General features: G+C 34.0%; 4 protein-coding genes. 1 reads left to right on the plus strand and 3 read right to left on the minus strand.

Translation table 11 applies throughout. From position 1 onward, the window contains the following. On the plus strand, positions 1 to 1290 hold a 1290-nt coding region (locus AC3AX0_RS08240), incomplete at its 5' end, for a sigma-54 interaction domain-containing protein (protein ID WP_487549819.1). A gap of 65 nt (positions 1291 to 1355) precedes the next feature. Here the strand turns inward: AC3AX0_RS08240 and AC3AX0_RS08245 are convergent. The 3 genes from AC3AX0_RS08245 to AC3AX0_RS08255 form a co-directional block, all read right to left on the minus strand. Next, entirely contained in the window at positions 1356 to 1985 is a 630-nt protein-coding gene (locus tag AC3AX0_RS08245; protein WP_487549820.1) for a hypothetical protein, read from the minus strand. A gap of 121 nt (positions 1986 to 2106) precedes the next feature. Further along, complete coding sequence (locus tag AC3AX0_RS08250; RefSeq protein WP_487549821.1) at positions 2107 to 3729, minus strand: BCCT family transporter; 1623 nt, start codon at positions 3727 to 3729, stop codon at positions 2107 to 2109. A gap of 75 nt (positions 3730 to 3804) precedes the next feature. Next, the coding region (locus AC3AX0_RS08255) for a CoA transferase (protein WP_487549822.1) at positions 3805 to 4238 on the minus strand (434 nt) is incomplete at its 5' end.

The following is a 4238-nucleotide window of genomic DNA, read 5'->3' on the forward strand; positions in this document are numbered from 1 at the left end:
TATGATGAGATTGTAATATGGGACAACAATTACACAGTTCTATATGCCAACAAGGCATGCGGCAGACATTATGGACTAACCCCAGACGAACTTATAGGCAAAACTCTTGATTATTTCACTGAGAAAGAAAAATACTGGACTCCGTCAAGCGTTCCCTATGTATACAAAGAGAAAAAATCAGTATTCCAGAATCAGAAAACATTGTTGGGCATAGATTTAGAGACGATTTCTGTACCAATACTGGATGAAGAAAACAATGTCAAATACATAGTACAAAGCTGTCGTGATGATTTCAGCTTCTTATCACAAAAACTTGCTCCTTTGGAATCAAGATATGATGATAAGTTTGATGAAGGCAAAGAATTGATTTGTAAAAGTCCAAATATGAAAAAGGTTGTGAAACTTGCAAACAAAATATCATCATATGACGTTCCCTGTATGATATTGGGTGAAACAGGAACAGGAAAAAGCCTTTTGGCTAAATACATACACAGCATAAGTACTCGAAGCAAACAACCTTTTGTGTGCATAAATATGGCAAGTATAAACCCTACACTCATAGAATCTGAGCTTTTCGGATTTATAAAGGGTTCATTCACTGGTGCAAATAACGACGGGAAGAAGGGACTTTTTGAAATGGCCAACGGTGGAACCTTGTTTCTTGATGAAATAGGAGAACTACCTATGGACCTTCAGGCCAAATTTCTTCATGTTATACAAGAAAAAGAGTTTACTCCCATAGGAAGTGTAACTCCAGTAAAACTGGATATTAGAATAATATGTGCTACAAACTGCGATCTGAAACAAATGATAGCAGTGCACAAGTTCAGGGAAGATTTGTATCACAGACTTAATGTATTCGAACTTAATATTCCACCTTTAAGAGAACGAATCCAGGACATTTTCATGCTGACCTCTCACTTTCTCAATATTTTCAACAAGAAATATTCTAGAAATTGTAGTTTCTCAGATAAAGCCATGGACCTTCTTCTGAAATACAACTGGAAGGGAAACATAAGAGAGCTATCAAATATTATAGAAAGAAGTATCCTAACTTCTGAAGAAGATAAGATGATCGCTACAAATCTTCCTCCTAGATTCTTCACTCTGGACAATATTTCATCCCATAAAACGGATCAAAGTCTATCAGATGCCCTTGAAGATGTGAAAAAAGATATGATAATGAATGCATATAAAGAACATAAAACCACAAGAAAAATTGCCGAAGTTCTTGATATAAGTCAATCTCAGGCATGTAGACTTATTCGTCAATATGTGGATAACGAATAATCAAATACACCAGTAAATATTAAAGCTTCCCATATATCATCGTGATATATTCGGAAGCTTTTTAATTAACAGAAAATTTCATCATTATATTTTTTTGATTTTCTTGCAATTGTCGCCTGACTAACTTCAAGAATTTTCGCTGCCTTGTAAGTACTTTTAACTCTATTCATGACTTTTGTAATCAACTCTCGTTCCACTATATACTTGGCATCTTTGAGAGGCATTATTTTATTTATTGTTATTTCTGCGTTGTCATCCTCAAAATTTCTATTTATAATATTCTTGATTACCGAATGCTTGGCATTGGAAACTACTAATAAATTTTCAAGTATTGTTTTCTTAAAAACACCATTTATTCTATTTGCCGAATCCCGAACTACAATAAATTTACATTCCGTATCCCTATTATTAAAACCATTATCCAGCAAGCAATAGTCTTTTGAACCAAATTGAAAAACACTCTTTTTTACATCTATTTTTTTTAGCATAAGCTCAAACAATATATCTTTATCAACAAGTAGAATACTGTCATCTTTGTCAACCTTAGCAATGATAATATCTATATTATTTTCAAATATACCCGTTGCATCATTAATTGAAATATCATGAAAAATTTCAACTACAGTATTCATGCAATAATCTATCATTGATTTAATCTCATTTATTGATATTTCATTTTTACATTTATATTTCATTAAATCATTCCTCATCAAATATTTGCCATGACATAAGTTTAATTAAACTTAAACTCCGCACTTTGAAAAATACCTAGGGTCATTTTTAAGTGCGAAGTTTAAGTCATGTTAGTTATTTATATTAGTTATTTACGCTTGTTATTGCTACCTCTTCATCTAACTCTTCTATTCCTGTTTTCTTTATTATATCTGCCCTTGTCATATTGCCGAAATCAGCAAACAGTTCTCTAAGGAATCCGTGATAGATTATTACAAGAATAACTACAAGGGGCAGTCCGGTCGAAAGAACTATGGATTTTATTGTATTTATATCTGTTCCTATAAATGATATAGCTATAGGAAGAGCTACAAGTACAAGACACCATATAAGCTTCAAGAATGGATTTGGCTCATCAGTAGCCTTAAGTTTCTTAGACACTGTAGACGATAAAGTAAATGAAGCTGCATCAAGAGTTGTAGCAAGGAACAATACTATAACAAAGAGATAAACAACCATAACTATCTTTGAAAGAGGAAGAGAATTTAATGTAGCAGTTGCAATATTTTCCCCTTGTCCAGTTGCCAACATGTTTGGTATGTCAATTATTCCCTTGATTTTAAGAGATTGTTGATATCCTCCAATTATTCCAAAGAATAAGAATAATCCTAAAGGACCACTTATTAGCATATTTGCAATAACTTCCTTGATTTTTCTTCCCTTTGAAATCTTTGCTACAAATAACCCAGTAAATGGTCCAAATGTAAGCCAGTAAACTAGGTAGAAAGCCGTCCATCCCTGAGGATATCCAGTTCTTGCTACTGGGTCTGTCCATAGACTCATTCTTAAATATTCCTGTGCCAATATTCCTGTTGAGTTTACCATTGAATCAATAATATATTGAGTAGGTCCAACAATGAAAATAAATCCAAGAAGCATCATGCAAAGATAAACATTTGAGTCGCTTATCCTTCTCATTCCTTTTTCAATTCCAACAAATGAACTGGCAGAATAAAGAAGTGCAACACCAAGAAGTACCATTGTTGTCAATGTAAAGCTCTGATTTATTCCAATAAGGTCTGCTAGAGTTGCTGAAATAGTTGATGCTGAAGTACCTGCAGTTATACTTATGGATCCAACTGCTGCAAATATAAATAAGAAGTCTACTACTTTTCCAAACACTCCTCTAACTGCCTTTTCACCAAGAGAATATTTACAAAGAACAGAGAATTTAAGCTCGCTGTCTCCCTTAATATAATAATGATAGGCAAATGGAAGTACAAACACACAGAGCAGTGCCCAAGCTGAAGGACCCCAGTCAAAGAATGTATATGCCATTGAAAGTTCATAGTTTACTGCCTCGCTTACTGCCACTCCGTTAAGTTGAGGAGCCGCATTGAAATGGTATCCCCACTCAAGAAAAGCCCAGTAAACTGTTCCAGCGCCGTTACCGCAGAAGAACATCATTGCTACCCAACTTAATGTAGAGTATTGAGGTTTTTCTTTACCAAGACGAATATCTCCATATTTTGACAAGGCAAGTATTACCAAAAATCCTAATACGAAAACTGTAAATAATTGCATTGTTGAACCAAAGGTGTTAGTAAGCATGCTAAGAACCGAATTTGCTGCAATCTTTCCCTGTTCAGGATACATAGTGAGATATCCTACAATCGAAATAATAAGTAGTACGCTTATACTCATAAGTAAAACTTCATATCTTTCAAAAAGATTAGAATTTTTATTATTTTTATTACTTTTATTCATTAATAATTCCTCCTATTATCATTCCATACCTGACATAAACATATCATGTCAGGTAATGGAATGTAAATTCTTATATTAAATAACTTCTTTGCTGTATAACTCTTTGATTTTATCGTCACTGTATCCTATACTTTTCAATACAGCTTCTGTATCCTGTCCAAGAAGAGGTGCTCCATGTTCAAGAACTGCTGGAGTTTTGCTAAGTTTCATAGGATTTCCTATTGCAAGGTGTTCTCCTACTCCTGGATCACTAAGTTCCTGCATCATGTCTCTAGCCTTAATCTGAGGATGTTCCATTACTTCTGGTATGTCGAATACTGGTGCATTAGGCACTTTAGCTGCTACAAATACATCTGCCAACTCGCTTCTTGTTCTCTTCGCAAAGAAATCCGAAACTATTTCAGTAAATGGTTCGTAGTTTGTACATCTTATTTCATTTTCTACGAATCTTGGGTCTTCAATAAGTTCAGGCATGTTTATAGCGTGGCAGAATTTTGGATATCCTGAAT

This window comes from Dethiosulfatibacter sp. (assembly GCF_983023055.1).

Excerpts from the sequence above, each read along its gene's own strand:
- AC3AX0_RS08245 (WP_487549820.1), bottom strand. The coding sequence starts at position 1,985 with ATGAAATATAAATGTAAAAATGAAATATCAATAAATGAGATTAAATCA.
- AC3AX0_RS08250 (WP_487549821.1), bottom strand. The coding sequence starts at position 3,729 with ATGAATAAAAGTAATAAAAATAATAAAAATTCTAATCTTTTTGAAAGA.